Origin of the sequence: Methanoculleus nereidis (assembly GCF_032944295.1) — an archaeon.
Classification (GTDB): Archaea; Halobacteriota; Methanomicrobia; order Methanomicrobiales; family Methanoculleaceae; genus Methanoculleus; species Methanoculleus nereidis.
This window is the reverse complement of sequence record NZ_JABFFQ010000001.1, coordinates 89,878-110,295: the sequence shown is the minus strand read 5'-3', so window position 1 is coordinate 110,295 and position 20,418 is coordinate 89,878. Positions and strand designations below refer to the sequence as shown.

Sequence of the window (20,418 nt, the reverse complement as noted above, 5' to 3'; positions counted from 1 at the left end):
AGAACTCATCACCGGCGGATGCGGGAGAAGCGCTCGGCTTCGGCCGCCGGGTTTTCCGCCTCATAAATGCTCCTTCCCACGATGACCCCGTCGACCAGCCGGGCCACTGTATCGAGGTCGCCGCCCTGCGCCCCCACGCCTGGGGAGTAGATCGCCTTGCTGCCGACGATCTCCCGGAGCCGGCTGATCCGCTCCGGACGGGTGGCTGGAGCGATGATGCCGTCGGCCCGGCAGGTGACGGCAAGTTCCGCAATGCTTTCGGCCACGCCGCCGTGGAAGAACTCGGTCGCCCCCGGATGGCTCATCTCGGCGACGATGTACGCCGCCCCGCTGTGGTTGTGCGCCACTTCGACGCAGGTTCTTGCGGCATCGGGTCCCACGAACCCGTGGGCGATCACGGCGTCGAACCCGGCGGAGAAGACCGCCTCGCAGATGAGGCGATTGGTGTTCGGGATGTCCGCGACCTTGAAGTCGGCGATGAGCGGGAGGGCGAGATCGGCGAGATCCTCGACGATCGAGAGGCCTGTCGAGAGGACCAGGGGGTAGCCGATCTTGAGCGCGTCGATGAAGGGCGCGCAGGACTCCGCGACGCTCACCGCCTGTTTCCGGTCGAGCACGTCCAGAGAGAGGACAAGTTCGGTCATCCCTCCAGCCTCTCAAGGGTTGCCGCAACGAGGAGCGGCAGGTTGATGGTCGCGTCGCCGTAGACCGTCGCGGCGGTGGCTTCTCCGGTGAGTTTGCCCCACGACCGGGCCTCGTCGAGCGTCGCCCCCGAGAGGCCGCCGAGGTCCGGCCGGTCGCCGGTGAGCTGCACCGCGTAGTCAAACCCGGTCTCGGTCATCAGTTTGCTCTGCAGGATGTAGTTCTTCGGGACGCCGCCGCCGACGAGGATGGTGCCGGCCCGTTCGGCCTCAAAGCACCGGTCAAGGAGCCCGGGCATATCGTCGAACGCGCTGACCGTGACGTTGTGCGTCTGGGAAAAGAGCCAGTACTGCAGCCCGATCATCGAGTCCTGGATGGCCGGGCAATAGATCGGCACCCCGGCCTTTGCCGCCGCGGAGAGGATCCCCGAGTCAAGCTGGCTGCCGATCCGGTCAAGAAGATCGGAGATCGAGACCGTCGAGCCTTCGGGGAGGGATGAGTAGACATCCTGCAGGAACTCCTCGAACCGGATGAACGCCTCGTTCGGGAGGAAGATGTCGTAGATCCGGTTGACCCCCTCCTCGCAGAGTTCGGCATCGGAGACGTCGGAGGCCCCATGGTAGTGGTGGCAGCCGATCGCCTCGATGACGTCGTGGGTGAGGTTCGCCCCCGTTGAGACGAGCACGTCGATATGCCCTCTCTTGATGAGGTCGGCGACGATCCCCCCCATCCCGCCGGGCACCATCGCGCCCGAGAGGCCGAAGAACTTCAGTGCTTTCTCGTCGCGGAGCATCCGCTCGTAGATGTTGACCGCCTGCCACAGCGATCCCCCGTTGTAGGCTCCGGCTTTCCCGAGTTCGTCGACGAGTTCGCCGACCGTCATCCTGGGGTGCACCCGTGCCTGCTGAACCGCGTCCCCGTACTTGAAGGTCATGATACCGTTACACCAGCTTCTGTACGAGGTATTGGCATTCATGCACGATAAGGGATCGTCTTTTCGTGAGGCTGCCGGGGAGTGCCCGCCGGGCGAAAGGGGTGCTCTGTTAAAAAATGCCATAATGTTGCGGGGCCCGGCGGTCGGGTCCCCGCTGCCAGACAGGGGATGATTGGTTATTCGACACGGGATGATCCCACTCGTCCCACCGTGTCGGAGTCCGGTATACCCGGACCATCTCTTTAGAGAGTGGACTTTCGGGCCGGAAACGGAAAGGCATCCAGAAGGCTGCCTTCGTCTTCGTTCCGTGCATACTCGGCCGCGAACTCGTACAGCCTGCCGTAAAACCCCGTCTGCCAGGGTGGCACCGTCGCGGACGGAGGGGTCAGGGCACGCATACTTTCGCCGCAGATAGTCGGCACGGGATCACCAGGGGATAAGTTAACACCCAAACGTTATAAATCTTTTTTTGTAAAGTTCATTTGGTTTACGTGATAGGGGGTGCATCACATCCCTGGCTGGATTGAAGCACGACCTCTTCCCACGCCGGGACACCGCGCACCAGCGGGCGCGCAAGATGCCGGCGAGCAGTAGGGGGCACCTCGTACCACCCGGGCTGGATCCGGCGCTCCAGCACCTTGACCTCGGGCTCGCGGCTGCGAGCCCCACAGACCCGGCACTTGTAGCCCTTTCCCGTCCCGGCGCTCGTCATCCGCTTTGCGCAGCCCGGGCAGACCGGTGGGCGGATCCGGACCACGTCAGCGAGGCGGGCGACCCCGAGTTTCTCAAGGTTCAGGCTCCCTCCTTTGTAACTCCCGGCCGTGGCCACCACGTCGCCCGGGACGAGCGCCCTCACGATGGCCCGGAACCCCTTGGTCGGCTCGTAGGCCATACAGCGGAGATCGACGCCGCAATCTTTCAGGAGAAACGAGACGTGGCCGCCGGGCCCGGTGGCCGCGGCCTGTGCGACCGTGCCCCGCACCAGGTACGACCGCCCCTCCCGGAGCGTCGCGACCGATCCCGGCACCAGGTGAGCGTCGGTTCCCTGGTTGGTGGTGTAGACCTGCTCGCAGGCAGGCTCCTCCGAGCGCACGTATGAACGCGCCTCCTTCACCCACGCCGGGCTCTCCCCCCGGATGCCGAAGAGGACGGGGTCGGGCGTATGAGGTACCCCGACCACCACGCCGTTCTCCCGGTCGACCGTGTCCCAGGTGTGGGGGTAGGTCACTTCCTCGGCGCGAAAGAGACTCGCTGTATCCACCTGCCGGGGGGTGCCCCACATCTCCCGCTTCCGGTAGGCGAGCAACTCGTAGGTCTGGTTGGGAAAAACGCTTGAAATCGCCGCTGTTGCGCCGATGAGCCCGCGCCGGTTCTTGTAGCCCCGGTAACGGGCCCCCACTGCCTCAAGCACCCCGACGGCCTCGTCCACGGTGCAGTAGTCCCGAAGCGCCGCGTAGTAAAAGTCCAGCGGCGGATGGATTTCGGAGACCGCCACGCCCGGATTGGTCTTTTTGTCGTCGAACTGCGCGAGTTCCTCCACGCACGCGGTAGCGAGCGCGAACGCCGTCTCCGGATCGCCATCGGCCTCGATAGAGATCGCCGCGTTCCCCCGGGTCTTGTGGATGACGTTCGGATTCAACCGGACCAGACGGGCGTCGACGATGCGAAGCCCCGCCTGCACGAGCCGCCGCACCAGAACCGCCCCGATATAGGTGGTGCACATCCCGCCAGGAGAATCCGTATCATCGATCCCGATCCACATACCCGATAGTTTATATTATTCTCCGGCTATATCGATTCTTACGGGTTATGTCGCAGGATCGCCTTCCTCAGATGGTCATCAGCATCATGCTCCTGGCGAATTTCGATGTCTCGGAGCGATGCAACATCCGTCCACGGAGTTTCGACCTTATCGCGAAGAAAGGCGACAGCCTCGTCATCATTAAAGTCGCTTCTCACATCGACAGCGTGAGCGCCGACATTGCCTGGGACCTCAACCTGATCGCCCGGTACCTGGAAGCAACCCCTCTCATCGTCGGGGAGCGGGCGCGCGACGCAGATCTCGAGCGCGGCGTCGTCTACATCCGCTACGGGCTCTTTGCCCTCAGCCCCGAGACACTTTACGACTACTTCGTGGAGGGGCTCTCGCCGATGGTCTACGCCTCCCCCGGGGGCCTTTACGTGAAGATCAATGGTGACCTCCTGCGGGAGGTGCGTGAGCGCTCTCAGATGTCACTCGGGGACCTCGCATCGCACCTCGGTGTCTCCCGCCGGACGATCAGCAAGTATGAGAGCGGGATGGGTACCACGCTCGATGTCGCCATCAAACTCGAGGAACTCTTCAACGCTCCGCTCGTCGAGACGATCGAGCTCATCGGCCACCGCTCCCCGGAGCCCGAGAAGTCTCTGGAATCTAAGACCGGCGATATTCTCATCGATCTCGAACGCATGGGGATGGAAATCCACGCGATGCGGCAGGCCCCGTTCCAGGCGCTGGCGCTCTTTGACAAGCATACAATCCTGACGGCATACGGTACCTCCCAGAAGGTCGTAAAGCGCGCTTCGCTCATTGGCAACATATCCCAGATCACGAAGACGTTTGCCATGTGCGTCGTCACGGATTACAAAAAGCAGAAAAAAATCGGCACAACCCTCCTTATCGGCGAAGAGCATCTCCACACCCTCGAAGACGGCTCGGAACTGATAGATATGATAAATGAGTGAATAACTTTATATAGAACCACAAACCTACCTTTCTATCGCTTAACAACGGTGATACCTATGTCAAGTCTTGGAGGACAACCAATCTTTATTCTGAAAGAGGGTAGCCAGCGTACCCGTGGCCGTGACGCACAGTCAGGCAACATCGCTGCCGCAAAGGCCGTCGCAGGCGCTGTAAGGACGACGCTTGGGCCCAAGGGCATGGACAAGATGCTCGTCGACACCATCGGCGACGTCGTCATCACGAACGACGGTGTGACCATCTTGAAAGAGATGGACATCGAGCACCCGGCTGCGAAGATGATGGTCGAGATCGCCAAGACCCAGGACGACGAGGTCGGCGACGGCACCACGACCGCAGTGGTGATCGCGGGCGAACTCCTGAAGCGTGCGGAGGATCTCCTCGACCAGGATGTGCACCCCACGGTCATCGCCCACGGCTACCGCATGGCCGCCGATAAGGCACAGGACATCCTCGACGAGATCGCCATCGACGTCAAGCCCGATGACATGGCAATGCTCAGGAAGATTGCCGACACCGCCATGACCGGCAAGGGCGCCGAGGCTGCAAAGGAGAAACTCACTGAGCTCGTCGTCAAGGCGATCACGATGGTCGCCGATGCCGACGGCAACGTCGACACCGAGTTTGTGAAGGTCGAGAAGAAGGTCGGCGGGTCCACCGATGACTCAGAGATCATCGAAGGCATGATCATCGACAAGGAGCGTGTGCACCCGGCAATGCCCCGTGCCGTCAAGGACGCGAAGATCCTGCTCCTGAACGCCGCCGTCGAGTTCAAGAAGACCGAGGTCGACGCCGAGATCAGTATCACGAGCCCCGACCAGCTTCAGATGTTCCTCGACGAAGAGGAGCGGATGATCAAGGGCATCGTCGACAAGATTGTTGCGAGCGGTGCAAACGTCCTCTTCTGCCAGAAGGGCATCGACGACATCGCCCAGCACTATCTCGCCAAGGCCGGTATCTTCTCCGTGCGCCGCGTCAAGAAGAGCGACATGGAGAAACTCGCCCGCGCCACCGGTGCGGCCGTCGTCAGCTCCATCGATGCCATCGCCCCCGAGGAACTCGGTAAGGCGGGCAGCGTTGAGGAGAGGAAGGTCTCCGGCGAAGAGATGATCTTCGTCACCGAGTGCGAGAACCCGAAGGCGGTCTCGATCATCATCCGCGGCGGCACCGAGCACGTCGTCGACGAACTCGACCGTGCACTCGAGGACGCGCTCCGGGTCGTCAGCGTTGCCGTCGAGGACAAGAAGTTCGTCGCCGGCGGCGGCGCGCCCGAGATCGAGCTCTCGCTCCGGCTTCGTGAGTACGCCGCGAGTGTCGGCGGCCGTGCCCAGCTCGCCATCGAGGCGTTTGCAAATGCGCTCGAGATCATCCCGAGGACGCTTGCCGAGAACGCAGGCCTCGACCCGATCGACATGCTCGTCGCTCTCCGCGCCTCCCACGAGAAGGGTGGCAAGAATGCAACGTACATGGGCCTTGACGTCTTCAACGCCGTATCCGGCGACATGCTCGAGACCGGCGTCGTCGAGCCCCTGCGGGTGAAGACCCAGGCAATCGCAAGCGCCGCCGAGGCAGCCGTCATGATCCTCCGGATCGACGATGTCATTGCCTCGTCCAAGTCCGCCGGCCCCTCTCCTGAGGAGATGGCTGCTATGGGTGGCGGCATGGGCGGCGGTATGGGCGGCATGGGCATGCCCCCGATGATGTGAGATCACCGTACCGCCCCACGATACGATCTGGGACCGCGATCCGGCCCCGGTAATCTCCTTTTTTTGCCCCGGGCCCACCGCTGCGTAACTCCTTTTCCTCAACGCGGGTTTGCAGGAGAGTATGTCCTGCAGATTTTTCCAGAGCAAACGGATGAAATGTATCTCCGCGGGGCATGAGCGGGAAGGTCCCCTGTGCCCGTGGAGGGTGGAGGCGGCGCCCCATCTTTTGGATCACGTTTGTCCTGCATGGCTTTTTTCATGTCGAAGAAGAACACATAATTTATGTATCCAGTTTACGCTCCGAAAGGCGCCTGAGATGTGGTGGTCGCCCGTAGCTCCTCGTCCGCCCTGCCTCATCGCTCCCGGAGATCCCTCCCTGATCGCGAAGATTAAGGTGGAGAGACATCCATTAGTGACCGCCAAGATGAAAACTCCTGTTCTCTGGAGTGAGCACGATCCGGTACAGATGGTACGACGGGCGTGCATCCGCCGGCCGTTCAATCGCGTGCCCCGTCCGCTGCATGATAACGACCTATGAAGAGCAACCGCATACCCGGTCCAGAAGACCGGCCGTTTACGTCTACTCTTATCATAGCCATCCTTCTCATCGTTATCCCTGCCATCGCCCTCCTTTCGGTCCACGACATCATGCTGGCAGAAGAGAGGATGGCCTCGGACTTCGATACCCTGCAAAGCGTCACCGAAAAGAGCGTCAGGGAATCGATCGTGGACGTGGATACCGGCCTCAAACTCTTTGACGATTCCTTAAACGAGAGAATGCTGAGCGGGTTTTTGCTTTTTCTCCAGGAGTACGAACGAGCGGGTGGGGACCCATCGAAGATGGACCTGTTAGCGCTCAAAGAACGGCTCGGGAGTTCGATGGATCTCTATGTCATCAACGCGTCAGGCGTCATCGAGTACACCACCTATCTCCCTGATCAGGGCCTCGATTTCAGGAATGTCCCGGGTTTCTACGACGAGATCACGCGGATGCGCCTTGGAGACGATTTCTCGCCCGACCGCGTGGTTTACGAGCCCGAAACCGGACAGGTGCGGAAGTACGCCTATATGCCCACGCCGGATCACCGCTACCTGCTTGAACTCGGGCTCGTGCCGGACGCGTTCGTGGAAGAACGGAACCGGTTACGTTCACGGGAAAGCACACAGGAGTTCGTCTCCTTGAACCCCTATCTCGATTCGATCCGTGTTTATGATATCTTCGGCAACCCTGTCGGGGAGGAGGACGGTCGCGCGGATGCGCGAACACAGGCGCTCATCACCGGGACGATCATCCCCGGCCGAACTGACTACGAGGTTGAGGATGCAGAGCACGAAAAACAGATCCGCTACCTCTTCATCGACCTGAAAGACCCGGATTACCCGTCGGATCCGAGCGTTGTCGTCGAGATGACCTACGATACAGGGCTCGTGCAGAGCCAGCTCGACCGGATGCTCTCCTACCGTGCTGCCGTTGCGGTTCTCGCCATCGTCCTCTGCGGCGGGATGATCTTCCTTGTAGCCCGCCGTCTCACGCGCCCCATCAAGGAGATCATCGATGACATCGACGTCATCGCGCAGGGGGATCTCGACCATACGATCCGGGTCTCGGCAACGCGTGAGGTCATGAAACTCGAGCGGAGCATCAATACAATGGTAGCGACCCTTAAAGCGGGTATGAAAAGCCTCCGGGATTCGGAAGAGACGATCCGGGAGTACAGCGGGCACCTGGAAGAGCAGGTCGAAGAGCGCACGGCGGAACTGCAGGAGTCGACCGAGAAGGCCAACCTCTACCTCGACATCATGACGCACGATATCAAGAACGCCATCAATACCGCCACCCTCTATACGGCCCTTCTCACGGAAGAGCTCGTGGGGGAACAGAGGAGTTACACCGAGAAGTTACAGAAGAGTCTCAAAAAGAGCACCGAGATCATCAGGAACGTCACTACCATCAGGCAGATCCAGGAAGAGGCTGCCGTTCTCCGGCCGGTCGCTCTCGACCCGGTCATCCGGGTGGAGCTCGAGCACTACCCTGATGTGCGGGTCACCTACACGGGGACGCCCGCACGGGTGATCGGCGATGATCTCATCTCCGAGATCTTCACAAACCTCATCGGCAACGCGGCGAAGTTCGGCGGGCCGGCGGTCGAGGTCACTATCCGTGTCGAGGAGCGTGGCGAGGAGGTACTCGTCTCGGTCGAGGATACCGGGCCGGGTATCGCCGACGAGGTGAAGCAACGCCTGTTTACCCGCCTCGGCAGTGGGGACGGCAGAAAGAGCGGTGGAGGTCTTGGCCTCTACATCTGCCGGATGCTTATCGAACGTTACGGCGGCCGGATCTGGGTGGACGACCGGGTAGAGGGTCGGCCGGAGGAGGGGACGGCCATCCGGTTCACTCTCCGGAAGGCCGCCTGATGTTATCCGATGATCTCCTGCACCCGCCCGACCTGCCCGTCGCGGAGCCGGACCTTGATGCCGTGCGGGTGGAAGGACGAGTTGGTCAGGATCTCGGCAACGACGCCCCGGGTGCGCTTGCCGGTCCGCTGGTCACGTTTGAGCACGATGTCCACCGTCATCCCGGGTTTGATGGCGGCCCTGTTCTGTCCGTTCATGACAAAAAATTGTGGGGGATCACTCTTCCCCGCCGCCCTCTTCCGCTCCATCCCCGTTCTGCCCGGGCACAGCGGTCTTCATCTGCGGGAAGAGGAGCACCTCCTTGATCGAGTCCTTGCCGGTGAGGAGCATCACCAGGCGGTCGATCCCGATGCCCACGCCGCCCGTCGGGGGCATCCCGTAGCCGAGCGCGTTGATGAAGTCGTAGTCGATCATCTGCGCCTCGAGATCGCCCTTCCGGCGCTTCGCGTCCTGCAGTTCGAGCCGGGCCTTCTGGTCGAGGGGGTCGTTTAACTCCGAGAAGCCGTTCGCCATCTCCATCCCGGCGATGAAGAGCTCGAACCGCTCCGTGAACCCTTCCTTCTCCCGGTGCTTCTTTGCAAGCGGCGAGTTCTCGATGGGGAAGTCGTAGACGAACGTCGGCTGGATGAGGTGCTTCTCGCCGAAGTGCTCGAAGAAGAGCACCAGGTACTCGCCCCGGGTCGTGGCGCTCTCGCAGCCCTCGACGCAGTGTTTGAGGCCGAACACACGGAGTTCTTCGAGGCTCATGGCCCCGATATCGATCCCGGCGTACTCGCGCACCGCCTCCTCCATGGTGAGGCGGCGCCAGGGCCGGGAGAAGTCCAGGTCGTGCCCGGCAAACGAGCAGGCGGTCGTCCTGAGCACCTTCTCCGCGAGATGCCCGAGAATCTCCTCGGTGAGGTCCATCATGTCGTTGTAGTCGCGGTAGGCCTCGTAGACCTCCACCATCGTGAACTCGGGGTTGTGGTTGGTGTCGATATCCTCGTTCCTGAAGTTCTTCGCGATCTCGAAGACCTTATCGAACCCGCCGACGACCAGGCGCTTGAGGTAGAGTTCCGGCGCGATCCGGAGGTAGAGTTTCTGGTCGAGGGCGTTGTGGTGGGTAGTGAACGGCCGGGCGTTCGCGCCGCCGTAGATCGGCTGCAGGGTGGGCGTCTCGAACTCCAGGTAGTCCCGCTCGAAGAGGAACTGTCGCAGGAGGGAGATGATCCTGCTCCGCGTCCGGAAGGTCTCGCGGCTCTCCTCGTTCATGATCAGGTCGAGGTAGCGCTGCCGGTAACGGGTCTCGACGTTCTTGAGCCCGTGGAACTTCTCGGGAAGCGGGCAGACCGATTTTGTCAGGAGTTCGAACCGGTCGACCCAGACGGTGATCTCGCCCATCTTCGTCCGGAAGACGTGGCCAACGACACCGATGATGTCGCCGGCATCGACGTACTGCTTGAAAAGCTCGAACTGCTCCTCGCCGAGGTCGTTTTTCCGGAGGTAGAGCTGGATCCGGCCCCCGGAGTCTCCGATATCGGCGAAGATCGTCTTGCCGTGCTGGCGGACGACGTAGACCCGCCCCGCGGTGCTGACCTCCTCCTCGCTCTTATCGTGCTCGATTGCGGAGAACCGCTCCTTGATTTCGGTGACGGTCTCCCTGCGGTCGAAGGTGTAGGGGTAGATCGTCACCCCGCGTTCGCGCAGTTCCTGTATTTTATCGATCTTTGCCGTATCAAAACAGAAATGTTCCATATCGCTCATTGTGTAAATCGCTCCATTCATCCTGCAGTTCGAGACCTGGCCGGAAATCCCTGTTCGGCGCTGTTCCGGTGAGGCCGGGCCGCACGCTCGCCGGGAAATTCTATATAGTGTTCACCTTCGGGGGTATTAATTTTGAGTAGCGGACTGGCCGCAGGGCTGTCCGCCTCCCCCCTCCTCGCAGGCCGATCCGTCGTGGGCAAGATAGGGCCCGGCGCCAGATCACAATGCATAAGAAGGTTATACGAGTTATCGTCAATAGTGTGGGCATGGTAGAGGATGCGGGAAGAGAGGTGGCGATCGAAAACCTTGCGGCGGTCATCGGCGAATGCCGGAAGTGCCCTCTCTGGGAGAATACCCACCATGCGGTTCCGGGAGAGGGGGCCGCCGGGGCCGACCTCATGCTCATCGGCGAAGCACCGGGGAAGCAGGAAGACCTCACCGGGAGGCCGTTCGTCGGCCGGGCAGGGAAACTCCTCGAAGGCCTCCTCGCGGGAATCGGTCTAACCCGTGACGACGTCTTCATCGCAAACATTGTCAAGCACCGGCCGCCCGGGAATCGCGACCCCCGGGACGAGGAGATCCGGGCCTGCACCCCGTATCTTGAGGAGCAGATCCGGATCATCAGGCCGAAGGTGATCGTGATGCTGGGCCGGCACTCGAGCAGGTATATCCTCTCCTTCCTGCCGGTCGAGTTCGACCGGATCACGGAGATCCGGGGGACGATCTATCCGGGTCTCCTCTTCGGCCACCCGGTCCGCCTCATCCCCACCCTCCACCCCGCCGCCGCGCTCTATAACCCGGCATACCGGGAAGCGCTGGAAGAGGATTTCCGGACCATCGGGCGCGAAATCACGGATATGGGAGGATCTGAGACACAGAACTGAAGGGCCATGGCAAAAGAGCGATCATGCGGGGCGGTTGTCGTCCGACGGGACACGGATCCCCAGTACCTCATCCTGCAGTACGGGGCTGGACACTGGGATCTGGTGAAGGGGCACGGCATACGCGGCGAGAGCGAGGAGGAAACGGTGCTCCGCGAACTAGAGGAGGAGACCGGGATCACCCGGGCCACGTTCGTCCCCGGATTCCGCGAGGAGGTCCACTACTTCTTCCAGCGCCGGGCACACACGGTCTACAAGGAGGTCGTCTACTACCTGATCGAGACCCCGGAGGAAGAGGTGACGCTCTCGGACGAGCATATCGACTACCAGTGGCTCCCGCACGACAGGGCGCTGCAGACGATCACCTTCGCGAACTCCCGAAGGGTCGTCGAGGGGGCGCACGAGCACCTGAAGGCACTCTCGAACCGGAAGGGCAAGTGACCGCGAAATCCCGGTACACTCACATTTTTCTTTCCTCCGGGAGTTCGCTCACCTCCTTTCCAAGGAAGTAACTCACGACCGTCCTGATCGCGACGAGCGCTCCGAGGACGGTCAGGTCCTGGAGCGTCGGTTCGAGGATTGTCTTGATGACGTCGGCGGCAACGAAGAACTCGAGGCCGATCAGGATGCGCGTGGTGAAGACCCAACGGATGTCACGGTAACTGATCGCCCTGATGCGCATCTCCCGCGCCAGAATCTCGACGATCGCGATCACCGCTCCGTAGACGATGAAGAGCGCCCCGAATATACCAAGGACCGTTGCAGTGATCCCGACGAGCGTCTCGAGCACGATATGTCCCCGGTCGGGCATATCGGCGAAGGAGGGCTTATATGTTACTCTTCAGGAGCCCGGAGGGCTTCCCGGGCTCTCAGGTACCTTCCGGCTCCAGGGGGACGACGAAGCGGAACCCGTTGTACCGCTCGACCGTCACGGGAACGCCGTAGACCGCCTCGATGGTCTCCGGCGTCACCACGTCGGGGCCCCCTGCGGCGTGGATGACACCGTCTTTTAGGAGGATGAACCGGTCGGCGTAGCGGAGCGCCATGTTCAGGTCGTGCATCGTCATCACCGCGGCAACGTTGTGCTCCGTCGTCACCTGCCTGACGATCCCGAGGATCTCGAGCTGGTTCTTGAGGTCGAGGCTGCTCGTCGGTTCGTCGAGGAGCAGCACCCGGGGCTCCTGCACGAGCGCTCTCGCGATGCTCACCTTCTGGAGTTCTCCGCCGCTCATCTCGTCGATGTAGCGCAGTTTCAGGTCCTCGAGGCTGAGCATCCGGATCGCCGCCTCGACGATCCGGATATCCACCTCCGTCACGTCCCATCCGATATGCGGCCGGCGGCCGAGAAGAACGGCGTCGAAGACGGTCATCCGGCCGGCTTCGCACCGTTGCGGAACGTAGCCGACCTTCCGGGCGATCTCCATCCGATCCGCGGTGAGGAGATCCGCCCCCTCGATGAGGACGGACCCGGCCTTCGGCCGCAGGATGGTGTTCATGCACTTCAAGAGCGTCGTCTTCCCGACACCGTTTGGGCCCAGGATCGCGAGAACCTGGTGCGGTCGAAGGTCGAACGTGATATCCCGGATGACCGAAGCGCTCCGGTAATTGAACGCCACGCCGTCGACGTCGAGGATCATCGCCGGTACCCCCGTAAGAGCAGGTAGATGAAGACCGGTGCGCCCAGGAATGCCGTGAGCACGGCGACCGGGAGGATGTAGGGGGCCACGATGACCCGGGCGACCGTGTCCGAGGCGAGAAGGAGGATCCCGCCCATGACGCAGGAGCCCGGGATCAGGAAGCGCTGGTCGTCGCCGATGAGCCTCCTCACCATGTGCGGGCAGACGAGTCCCACGAAGCCGATGACCCCGAGGAACGAGACGATTACGGCGGATACGAGCGCCGCGACGACCATCCCGATATCCCGGATCGCCTCGACGCTGACGCCGAGACCCTTCGCGGTCTCGTCGCCGGCGTCGATCGCGTTGTAGTTCCAGCGGTTCGCGATGAAGTAGAGCGAGGCCGCCGCGGTCACGAAGGCCATGATCCCGAGTTCCTGCCAGCTGGCCCGGCCGACGTCGCCGAACGTCCAGAAGACGACGGCGGCGAGCTGGGTGTCGTCGGCGAAGTACTGGAGAAACATCGTCCCCGCCGTGAAGAGCGAGGAGAGGGCGACGCCGGCGAGCACCATCACCTCGGGGGAGGCCCCCCGCAGTCGGGAGATCAGGAGGATCACCGCGGTGGCGAGGAGGCAGAAGATGAACGCCATCAGCGTCGTCACGTAGGGATTGTTGAGGACGACGGCGTCGGCGACCGTCGACTGCATCTGCCCGGTGCCGAGGACGATGACCGAGACGGCCGCACCGAAGGCGCCGGCGTTCGAGATGCCGAGCGTGAACGGCGAGCCGAGCGGGTTACGAAGGATCGACTGCATGGCGACCCCGGCCACCGAGAGCCCGATCCCGGCGACGATCGCGGCAAGCGCCTGCGGGAGGCGGATGTTCCAGACGATCCGGTCGGTGCTGGAGGGGTTGAGAACGGTGCCGGGGTTGAGGAGCAGGATTACCCTGTCGACAATACCGTTCACTATGGATAGGAAGACCTCATACGGGGGGATGCTCACCGCGCCGACCGATATGGATACGATCAGGAGGAGAAAGAGGACGACCACTCCTCCGAGTATCCAGAGGTGCTTTCGCCGCACGTAGCCCATGTAGTCGGCGGGGATGGCCCCGTCCGCAAAGTGCATCTCGTTATCTCCTCCTGCTCGAGCCCGGCATCAGAGGGTGATCTCCTTAAAGCCGAGGTTCCTGTACTCGTTGTTGTGATCGCCGAAGACCGGTTTCCCGACGAAGAAGGTGTAGATCTCGTCGGCCTTCTCCTCGGGGTCGATGTCGGCGAACCGGTCGGGGTAGAGGGTCTTGCCGATGAAGTAGGCGTCGGCAAGGATGGTCTCGTAGTTCACGCTGTAGAAGTTGTACGGGAGAACACCGTAGACCCGGCCTTCCTTCGCGGCGGAGAGCCCCTGGAGCGCGGGGTCGCTCTTCAGTTCCCCGATCGCCCCGTCGTTCTCCAGCTGGGTCGTCCCGAGGTCGACGAAGATGTACCCGGGATCCCAGTCGACGAGCGCCTCTTTCGCGACGTCGGCATGGGCTACACCGAGGCCGGTCGCGGCGTTCTTTGCATTCACCCAGAGGAAGGGTGGATAAGCCGGTTCGGTGGAGATGATGCCGTGGGCGCCCGCCGAAGAGACGCCGCCGATGTAGGCCGTCTTCCGCTCGCTCTTGGGGATGTCGGCGGTCCTGGCTTCAAGGTCGGCAATCGTCGCTTCGATGTAGGCGATCACCTCTTCGGCCCGGTCTTCTTTCTCGAGAACCTCGCCCATCGTGCGGAGCCCGGCGTACATCTCGGCCTTTTCGGCGTCGTTCCGGAGCGAGCCGTAGGGGAACGCCACGACCGGGATGCCAGTCCTCTCCTGGAGTTTGTCGGCCTCGGGACCGCTGGTGCTGTACGCCGTTCCGGTGGAGCCGGTCTTGAAGATGATCTGGGGCCCGATGCCGAGGATCTTCTCCGGGTCATCCTTGCCGCGGAACTCACCGATCAGGGGGAGATCTTTGAACTGCGCCCCGTAGGCGAGGGCGTAAGGACGGCCTTCCATGGGTTGATCCTTCTTCTCCTGGTCGTCGACGCCGATGACGAGGTCCTGGCTCTGCAGGTAGACGAGGTAGCGGAGGCATCCGGAACCCGAGCATACGACGCTCTCCGGCGGCGCCGGGACGGCGACCGACCGACCGAACCCGTCGGTGATCGTGACGGTCTCGCCGGCGCCGTCCAGGACGGTTCCGGTGCCGGTGCACCCGGCGGCGAGCATGGCAAGAACGAGGGCCGCGAGCACCGCAGCCGCGAGGCCTCCTCTATATCGGAACGGTGGCATACTAATACCAGTAATAGTAACACTGTTTATTATAGTTATCGAATCGTCACCTATCCGGTATGACTCAATTCTGATTCGTAATACCTGCGCTGATAATCGGCCGAACCGGTGCAACGCCCCCGGGTATGGCAGACCCCTCTGGTTCGCATGCCAGGAGCGTGGGAGGAGGACGCCATGCCCGGGCTCCGGCTGCACAGGCCGAGAGGAGAGAGGAAGTGGGTTCGTACCTGCTGCACGCATGGTTCCTTTCCACTTCCACCGGGCCTGTTCGATCCCGGGTTACAGCGGGATCTCCCCAAACCCGAGGTTCCTGTACTGACTGTTCAGGTCGGAGAAGACCGGTTTCCCGACAAAGAAGGTGTAGATCTCGTCCGCCTTCTCCTCGGGGTCGATGTCGGTGAACCGGTCGGGGTAGAGGGTCTTGCCGATGAAGTAGGCGTCGGCGAGCACGGTCCCGTAGTTCGTGTTGTAGAAGTTGTACGGCAAAACACCGTAAACCCGGCCTTCCTTCGAGGCTGAGAGCCCCTGGAGCGCGGGGTCGGTCTTCAGTTCTCCGATCGCCCCGTCGTTCTCCATCTGGATCGTGCCGACGTCGATGAAGATGTATTCGGGGTCCCAGTCGACGAGCGCCTCTTTCGCGACGTCGGCGTGTGCTGTGCCGAGCCCGGCCGCGGCGTTCTTCGCGTTGACCCAGAGGAACGGCGGGTAGGCCGGTTCGGTGGAGATGATGCCGTGAGCCCCCGCCGAGGAGACACCGCCGACGTAGGCCGTCTTCTGTTCGCTCTCGGGGATATCGGCGGTCCGGGCTTCGAGGTCGGCGATCGTCGCCTCGATGTAGGCGATCACCTCTTCGGCGCGGTCCTGTTTATCAAGCACCTCGCCCATCGTGCGGAGCCCGGCATACATCTCGGCCTGCTCCGCGTCGTTCCGCAGTGAGCCGTAGGGGAAGGCCACGACCGGGATACCGGTCTTCTCCTGGAGTTTGTCGGCTTCGCCGGCACTGGTTGCGTACGCCGTTCCGGTGGAGCCGGTCTTGAGGATGACTGCGGGCCCGATGCCGAGGATCTTCTCCGGGTCATCCTTGCCGCGGAACTCACCGATCAGGGGGAGGTCCGCAAAGTGCGCCCCGTAGGCGAGGGCGTAAGGACGGCCTTCAATCGCCCGGCCTTCTTTTTCGATATCGTCGACGCCTATGGCGAGGTCCTGGCTCTGCAGGTAGACGAGGTAGCGGAGGCACCCGGAACCCGAGCATACGACGCTCTCCGGCGCCGCCGGAACGGTGACCGACCGACCGAACCCGTCGGTGATCGTGACGGTCTGGTCGGCGCCGCCCTGGACGGTTCCGGTGCTGGTGCACCCGGCGGCGATCATAAGCACAACAAGGGCCGCAAGCATCGCGGCCGCGAGATATCCGGTATATCGATGGTTTGACATACTAAAACTAATAGACGTAATACTATTTATTATAGTTATCGAATTAACGCCTATCTCGTATGACTTATTTTCGATTCGTGTTACCTGTGCCAACGGCCGGTCGTGCCGGTTCACAGGCCCAAACCACGTGTGCCGCATCTGCTGCTCTCTCCGGCAGGAATAGAGTTCGTTCCCGCGAGGTGGATAACTATTATGGGCGGTTCGACCTACCCCTGCAATAGGACACCCGGTCATGCGCACCGGCACGACCGGCGTATTGTGAGGAATGCACATGCCAGAGAGGATGTTAACCGAATCTGAAGGATATCACCTGTTGGGCTCGTGTGGGATACCTGTGCCGCCCCACCATCTGGTTACCAGCGCCGCCGATGCCCGGGAGGCCGCTGGACGGATAGGCTACCCTGTCGTTATGAAAGTCATCTCCCCGGAGATCGTCCACAAAAGCGACGTAGGCGGAGTCATCACCGGGATCGAGGAGGCTGGCGAGGCCGAAGACGCTTTTTCGGCCATTATGCAGAACAGCGCCACCCATGCCCCCGAAGCGGCGATCACCGGTATCATCGTCGAGAAACAGATGCCGGCAGGGCTTGAGGTGCTGATCGGCGGGAAGACCGATCCGTCGTTCGGGAAGGTCATCACGTTCGGTCTCGGGGGGAAACTGGTGGAACTTCTTGAAGACGTCTCCATCCGCATGCTTCCCGTCACCGACGATGAGATTCGCAGAATGATTCGCGAGATCGAGGGCTACCGACTCATCCGGGGGTACCGGGGAGAGCCCCCGAAGGACGAGGAGGCGCTTGTGCGCATCATCGCCGCAATGGCCCGCGTCTTCATTGAAGACCCCCGGATCCAGGAGTTCGACCTGAACCCGGTCATCGTCTACGAGAAAGGGGCCAGCGTCGTCGATGCCAGGATCATCGTCGGGGATACCGTTGGGGGTGAGGCCGCCCGCCTCAGGGTCCGGGCACCCGCGGAGATCTTCTACCCGGACTCGATCGCCGTGATAGGCGCCTCGGCAAGCCCGAAAAAGGTGGGTTACTCTGTCCTCCGGAACTTGCTCTCCTTTCCCGGGAACCTCTATCCGGTCAATCCATCCCGAACGGAACTCTTCGGGCGAAAGACGTACCCCTCCGTTCTGGAGATCCCGGGCCCGGTCGACTGGGCGGTCATCGCTGTCCCCGCCCGCGCTGTCCCGGGGGTGATGGAGGAGTGCGGGGAGAAAGGTGTCCGGCTCGCCGTCATCGTCACCGCCGGGTTCCGCGAGATCGGTGGTGAAGGTGCAGCCCTCGAAGATGAGGTCGTGAAGATCGCAAAGAGGCATGGGATCCGGGTCATCGGCCCGAACTGCCTCGGGATCATGATGCCCCACCAGGGGATCAATGCCACGTTCGACCCGGTCTCGCCACGGCCCGGGGACGTTGCCTTCATCTCCCAGAGCGGCGCGATCATCACCACCGTCGTCGACTGGAGCCTCACTGAGGAGTTCGGGTTCTCAACCGTCGTCAGCGTCGGGAACCAGGCGGATCTCGGGTTCGAGCACTACCTCCGGTTCGCCGAGCAAGACGAAAAGACCCGATCGGTCACCCTGTACGTCGAGGAGATCCAGGACGGACGCGGGTTTGCCCAGATCGTGCGCGAGGTTGCCAGGCGAAAACCGGTGGTGGCGGTGAAGTCCGGGTCGTCCCGGAAGGGCAAGGCTGCAGCGTCGTCCCACACCGGCTCGCTTGCCGGGAGCTACGACGTCTATGTTGCGGCGTTCCGGCAGGCGGGGGTGATCCCGGCCCGGAGCCTGCGGGACGCCTTTAACCTGGCGGAACTCCTGGCGTCCGAGGGCTGCCCGCGAGGCAACCGTGCGATCGCCGTCACCAGTGCGGGAGGGTTCGCCGTCCTCGCCTCCGACTACGCCGAGGCGTACGGGGTCGATATGGTCGACCTCCCCGATGACGTGCTCCGCGAGCTCAACACATTCCTGCCGCCGTTCTGGAATCACGCGAACCCTATGGATATCCTCGGGGATGCGGATGCCACCCGGTTCGCCACTCTCTTCGACGTGCTGATCCGCCACCAGGATTTCTGGGACATCGTGTTCGTGATCGCCGTGCCGACCACGCTCGTCGATCCGGCGCACGTCGCGAACGAGATCGTCCGACTCTCCCGGAACACGGAGAAGATGGTGGTGGGCTGCATGCTCGGCGGCGACAGCATCAGGAGCGGGCTGCGCATCCTCCGGGGCTCCCGGATCCCGAACTTCGAAGAGCTTGAGGATGCGTTCAAGGCGGTGGGAAGCATCCTTGAGGTCAGGGCCGCCCGGAAGGAGTGAGCGGTCCTGCCTGCATCGTAGCGACCGGCAGCCGGGCGGTGACGTCCGTCTCCCTTGCATTCCCGGAAACCTTTTATATACCTCTCCCATATTCCGCCACATCAGAACGACGGGTTCCATCACCCGGGAGATGAATACGGATGCTGTTTGAGAAGATTAAGTCCGATATCCTTGCTCACAATTCATATGTCATCGGGGCGGGCGGAGAGATGGCGGTCATCGATCCGAGGCGAGACTGCCAGATCTACACGAACCTCGCAGAGCACGGGGACATGAAGATCACGAAGATATTTGAGACGCATAAGAACGAGGACTACGTCATCGGCTCCCGGGACCTCGCCCGACCGACCCGGGCGGAGATCTTCCACGGGGCACGGGAGAATTTTGAGTTCGGCACCGGCGTTCGTGAAGGGGAGACGTTTTCGGTCGGCCCTCTCGAGCTCGAGGTCCTGGAGACGCCCGGCCATACCATGGAGAGCATATCGCTCCTGCTCCGTGACCGGTCCGTCTCCGACGATCCCCTGATGGTCTTTACCGGCGACGCGCTCTTTGCCGGTGATGTGGGGAGGACCGATCTCGCCGGCGAGGATAAGCGGCGGGAGGCCTCAGAGATGCTGTATGCGAGCCTGCACGAGAAGCTTCTTCCTCTCCCGGACAGCGTGATCGTCTGCCCCGCGCACGGCGCCGGTTCGGTCTGCGGCGGGAATATCAGCGACCGGGAGTACACGACCATCGGGTTTGAGAAGGCGACGAACAAGCTGCTCTCCCTCTCGAAGGAAGAGTTCGTCGAGCGGAAGGTGAACGAACGGCTCTACGAGCCGCCGTATTTTGCCATGATGCGAAAACTCAACCGGGAAGGCCCGCCCCTGATCTACAACCTGCCGCACCTGCGGGCCTATACGGCCCGGGAGATACGGTCGCTCCTGGACCGGAAGGCGCAGGTCGTCGACATCCGGTCGCCGACGAGCTTCGCCGGCGGGCATATCCCCGGGACCCTCAGCATCTGGCGGAACGGCCTGCCCCTCTACATGGGCTACTACCTGAATTACGAGGACCCGATCATCCTCGTGGACGACTTCAACCTGGACCTGGATCACGCGGTGCGCCACTTCGTGCGGCTCGGCTACGACAACATCGCGGGATACCTCGCGGGCGGGTTTGCAGCCTGGTTCAAGCAGGGCGAGGAGATCGAGAGGAACGGCACCTGGTCCCCCTCCGACCTCGCGGAGCACCTGGACGACCCGTCGATCTGGGTTCTCGACGTCAGGAACGTCAACCACCGGGAGGAGGACGGCCACATCGAGGGCTCCCACCATATCTACGTCGGAGAGCTCGAAGACCACCTGGCAAAGATCCCGGAAGAGAGGCAGATCGTCGTCCACTGCGACGCCGGGTTCAAGGGAAGCCTTGCGGCAAGCATCCTCGAGAAGCATGGGTTCCGGCACGTCACCAACCTGCTCGGCGGCACCATCGGCTGGAAAGCGGCGAACTATCCGCTGGTTAAGGAGGAGGAGAAACCCCTTTCCGCTTCTCCGGCACTGTAGAGGCCGGGAGGGGCGGTGCAGGTTGTTTCGGGTTGTGTCTCCTCATCCACGACCCGGCATACCGTTCCCGACCGGCCGATTGTTGCATACCGGGAATCTTTATCTGGGAGGTATGCCTCAGAGTG

The 20,418-nt window shown here is 62.3% G+C and carries 17 protein-coding genes; 7 read left to right on the top strand and 10 right to left on the bottom strand.

Features of this window, described 5'->3' with window-relative positions; genetic code table 11:
* Positions 1-8 precede the first annotated feature (8 nt).
* The 3 genes from pyrF to HL657_RS00560 form a co-directional block, all read right to left on the bottom strand.
* Positions 9-644 (bottom strand): orotidine-5'-phosphate decarboxylase, encoded by a 636-nt coding sequence (gene pyrF / locus HL657_RS00570; RefSeq protein ID WP_317294918.1) that lies wholly within the window; start codon positions 642-644, stop codon positions 9-11.
* Positions 641-1,576 (bottom strand): deoxyhypusine synthase, encoded by a 936-nt coding sequence (locus HL657_RS00565; protein WP_317294917.1) that lies wholly within the window; start codon positions 1,574-1,576, stop codon positions 641-643. The genes pyrF and HL657_RS00565 overlap by 4 nt, the downstream gene beginning before the upstream one ends.
* Before the next feature lie 487 nt (positions 1,577-2,063).
* Positions 2,064-3,338, bottom strand: a complete 1,275-nt coding sequence (locus HL657_RS00560; RefSeq protein ID WP_317294916.1) for a tRNA(Ile)(2)-agmatinylcytidine synthase — start codon at positions 3,336-3,338, stop codon at positions 2,064-2,066.
* Between the two features lie 47 nt (positions 3,339-3,385).
* Between HL657_RS00560 and HL657_RS00555 the strand changes: the two genes are divergently transcribed.
* From HL657_RS00555 to HL657_RS00545, 3 genes are all read left to right on the top strand, one after another.
* Complete coding sequence (locus HL657_RS00555; protein ID WP_317294915.1) at positions 3,386-4,300, top strand: transcriptional regulator; 915 nt, start codon at positions 3,386-3,388, stop codon at positions 4,298-4,300.
* A gap of 57 nt (positions 4,301-4,357) precedes the next feature.
* Positions 4,358-6,025, top strand: coding sequence for a thermosome subunit alpha (gene thsA / locus HL657_RS00550; RefSeq protein WP_317294914.1), 1,668 nt, complete (start codon positions 4,358-4,360; stop codon positions 6,023-6,025).
* Between the two features lie 534 nt (positions 6,026-6,559).
* Entirely contained in the window at positions 6,560-8,440 is a 1,881-nt protein-coding gene (locus HL657_RS00545; protein WP_317294913.1) for a HAMP domain-containing sensor histidine kinase, read from the top strand.
* Positions 8,441-8,442: 2 nt separating this feature from the next.
* On the opposite strand, the gene HL657_RS00540 is transcribed toward HL657_RS00545, so the two are convergent.
* Both HL657_RS00540 and lysS read right to left on the bottom strand, forming a co-directional pair.
* Complete coding sequence (locus HL657_RS00540; RefSeq protein WP_317294912.1) at positions 8,443-8,637, bottom strand: YwbE family protein; 195 nt, start codon at positions 8,635-8,637, stop codon at positions 8,443-8,445.
* A gap of 19 nt (positions 8,638-8,656) precedes the next feature.
* Complete coding sequence (lysS, locus tag HL657_RS00535) at positions 8,657-10,183, bottom strand: lysine--tRNA ligase (protein ID WP_317294911.1); 1,527 nt, start codon at positions 10,181-10,183, stop codon at positions 8,657-8,659.
* A gap of 266 nt (positions 10,184-10,449) precedes the next feature.
* On the opposite strand from lysS, the gene udg reads away from it, so the two are divergent.
* On the top strand, positions 10,450-11,067 hold the full coding sequence (gene udg, locus HL657_RS00530; RefSeq protein WP_317294910.1) for a type-4 uracil-DNA glycosylase: 618 nt from the start codon (positions 10,450-10,452) through the stop codon (positions 11,065-11,067).
* Positions 11,068-11,073: 6 nt separating this feature from the next.
* Positions 11,074-11,505, top strand: a complete 432-nt coding sequence (locus tag HL657_RS00525) for a bis(5'-nucleosyl)-tetraphosphatase (protein WP_317294909.1) — start codon at positions 11,074-11,076, stop codon at positions 11,503-11,505.
* Between the two features lie 19 nt (positions 11,506-11,524).
* On the opposite strand, the gene HL657_RS00520 is transcribed toward HL657_RS00525, so the two are convergent.
* The 5 genes from HL657_RS00520 to HL657_RS00500 form a co-directional block, all read right to left on the bottom strand.
* Positions 11,525-11,875, bottom strand: coding sequence for a DUF1622 domain-containing protein (locus HL657_RS00520; RefSeq protein WP_317294908.1), 351 nt, complete (start codon positions 11,873-11,875; stop codon positions 11,525-11,527).
* Between the two features lie 58 nt (positions 11,876-11,933).
* The gene (locus HL657_RS00515; protein ID WP_317294907.1) at positions 11,934-12,701 is read right to left on the bottom strand and encodes an ABC transporter ATP-binding protein; all 768 of its coding nucleotides are present in this window, start codon (positions 12,699-12,701) and stop codon (positions 11,934-11,936) included.
* Positions 12,698-13,810 (bottom strand): FecCD family ABC transporter permease, encoded by a 1,113-nt coding sequence (locus HL657_RS00510; protein WP_317294906.1) that lies wholly within the window; start codon positions 13,808-13,810, stop codon positions 12,698-12,700. The genes HL657_RS00515 and HL657_RS00510 overlap by 4 nt, the downstream gene beginning before the upstream one ends.
* Before the next feature lie 30 nt (positions 13,811-13,840).
* Positions 13,841-14,995, bottom strand: coding sequence for an iron ABC transporter substrate-binding protein (locus HL657_RS00505; RefSeq protein WP_317294905.1), 1,155 nt, complete (start codon positions 14,993-14,995; stop codon positions 13,841-13,843).
* A 279-nt stretch (positions 14,996-15,274) separates the two neighbouring features.
* A complete protein-coding gene (locus tag HL657_RS00500; RefSeq protein ID WP_317294904.1) occupies positions 15,275-16,429 on the bottom strand; it encodes an iron ABC transporter substrate-binding protein in 1,155 nt (384 codons plus the stop codon).
* Positions 16,430-16,763: 334 nt separating this feature from the next.
* Between HL657_RS00500 and HL657_RS00495 the strand changes: the two genes are divergently transcribed.
* Positions 16,764-18,749: an acetate--CoA ligase family protein gene (locus tag HL657_RS00495; protein WP_394804634.1), complete on the top strand. Its 1,986-nt coding sequence runs from the start codon at positions 16,764-16,766 to the stop codon at positions 18,747-18,749.
* A gap of 140 nt (positions 18,750-18,889) precedes the next feature.
* Positions 18,890-20,293, top strand: coding sequence for an MBL fold metallo-hydrolase (locus HL657_RS00490; RefSeq protein ID WP_317294902.1), 1,404 nt, complete (start codon positions 18,890-18,892; stop codon positions 20,291-20,293).
* The last annotated feature ends 125 nt before the right edge of the window (positions 20,294-20,418 follow it).